The 2,049-nt window shown below is 74.5% G+C and carries 2 protein-coding genes and 1 pseudogene; all 3 read right to left on the bottom strand.

Annotation, left to right across the window (positions count from 1 at the left end):
* Window positions 1-275: pseudogene (locus tag IH13_RS0134290) on the bottom strand (cytochrome P450); the annotation flags it as partial.
* A gap of 554 nt (window positions 276-829) precedes the next feature.
* Window positions 830-1,900, bottom strand: a complete 1,071-nt coding sequence (locus IH13_RS0134285; protein WP_420713436.1) for a cation diffusion facilitator family transporter — start codon at window positions 1,898-1,900, stop codon at window positions 830-832.
* A gap of 8 nt (window positions 1,901-1,908) precedes the next feature.
* Window positions 1,909-2,037, bottom strand: a complete 129-nt coding sequence (locus IH13_RS41745) for a hotdog family protein (protein ID WP_420713439.1) — start codon at window positions 2,035-2,037, stop codon at window positions 1,909-1,911.
* Window positions 2,038-2,049: the final 12 nt, after the last annotated feature.

The raw sequence follows: 2,049 nt of genomic DNA, 5'->3' as shown, positions 1-2,049 counted from the left end.
CCGTACGCGGTGAACATGTTGGTGGCGGCGACCCAGAGGGCGAGGGGCCACGTCCGCACCGCCTCGTCGAAGCCCGGCCAGTGCCTGCGGCCGTCCTTGGAGACGTCGGGGCTGGTGAGCAACTCCCGCAGCAGCACCGGGTCGGTCACCGACCACGCGGGCACGCCGAGGATGTCGATACGGGCGGCGGGCCCCTGGGCGCGCAGCAGCCGGTGTTCGGCGTCGGCGTCGCGTGCGGCGGGGTCGAGCACGATCGGGGCGGACTGCCGGGACATGGCGGGACTCCTCGGGGCGGCGGGGCGGGCGCGGCCTTCCTACCCGCCGTCGGGGGGCGTGGACGCGGTAGTGGCAGGTCAGGCGGGGTGCGCGGGCGCATTTCGGCGTGATCGGGGCGCCGTGGCGCGCGCGGGGGCGGCGGGGCACCGGTGGTGCGGGCCGTGGTGAACGGCGCGCACAGGCACGCGAAGGGGCGCGCGCTCGACGGTTGCCGGTCGGGGCCCTGCACGGCTGAGCGTCGCGCGTCCGGCCCGGCCCGGCCCGGCCCGGTCTGGCCTGGCCTGGCCCGGCCCGGCCCGGTCTGGTCTGGCCTGGGCAGCTGGCTGTCTCCGGGCTGTCCGGGCTGTCCGGCCGCCCAGGCTGCCCGCTGCCCGGTTCTCCGCCGCCCGCCGCCTGCTGCCCGCTGCCCGCTGTCCGGTTCTACGCCGCCTGCTGCCCGCTGCCCGCTGCCCGCTGTCCGCAGCCCGCTGTCCGCAGCCCGCTGTCCGGGGCTGTGCTGCCGCCGGCCGCCGCCGGTCCGGCGCGTGGCCGAGGCATCCGTCTCGGGGTGCCTTCAGTCGCCCTCGGGCGTGCGGCGCCGATGTCCGCGTCCCGGGGTCGGGTCCAGATAGACCCGGCGGACCGAGGGATACCGCTTCCGCAGCCGCTCCTCCGCCTCCTCACAGGACTGCTCGACCTGCTCCGCGCTCACCGTGTCCCGGAAGTCGATCTTGGCTGCGATGAGCATCTCGCGCGGTCCCTGGATCAGCGTGGTCAGTTCCATCACCTCCACGATGTACGGGACCGAGAGCAGCTCTTCCTTGATCCCCGCCCGCGCGCTCCTGGACAGCGGGCGCCCGATCAGCAGCTGCGCGTTGGCGCGGCCGAGCACCCAGGCCACGTACGCCAGCAGCACGCCGATGAGGACGGAAGCGATGCCGTCCCAGGCCCCCGAACCGGAGAGCTGGCCGCCGAGCAGCCCGCCGGCCGCCAGTACCAGGCCGAGGAGCGCCGCCGAGTCCTCCATGACCACGGCCTTCACCGCGGTGTCGGGGGTACGGCGCAGATAGTGCGGCGCCGGTACGTCCAGATCGGTCGCCGCCCGCCGTACCTGCCGCAGTCCGGTGCGCAGCGAGAAGCCCTCCAGCAGGAAGGCGACGACGAGCACCAGGTAGGAGACGAGTGGGTCGCCGAGTTCTTCACCCCGCAGCAGCGTGTGGATGCCGTCGTAGAGAGAGAAGACCGCGCCGCCGACGAACGTGGCCACGGCGGCGAGCATCGCCCAGACGTAGCGCTCGGCTCCGTGGCCCAGGGGGTGGTCCTCGTCGACGGGCTTGGCGCTGCGCTTGAGCGCGGTGAGGAGCATGACCTCGGTGACGGTGTCGGCGACCGAGTGGGCGGCCTCCGAGAGCATCGCGCTGGAGCCGCTGATCAGCCCGGCCGCCAGTTTCGCCACCGCGATCCCGAGGTTGGCCGCGGCCGCCACGATCACGGTGAAGGTGGACTCCGGCGCCCCGCCGGCCCCCTCCGGTGCGCCGGACCCCCGGGGCGCGCCGGACCTTTCGGGCACACCGGACTCCTGGGACGCACCGGGCTCCCCACCGTGGCTCCGCTCGTCGCTCATGGTGGGGAGTATGTCGGACATGCGGTGTCTCAGTCCCTCGGGACGCGGACCAGGCCCTCCTGGATGACCGTGATGGCCAGCTGCCCGTCCGCGGTGTAGATCCGGGCCTGCCCGAGTCCGCGTCCGCCCGACGCCGAGGGCGACTGCTGGTCGTACAGCAGCCACTCGTC

Origin of the sequence: Streptomyces sp. NRRL WC-3549, from assembly GCF_000721935.1 — a bacterium.
Taxonomy (GTDB): Bacteria; Actinomycetota; Actinomycetes; order Streptomycetales; family Streptomycetaceae; genus Streptomyces.
This window is presented reverse-complemented; position numbering and strand designations above follow the sequence as displayed.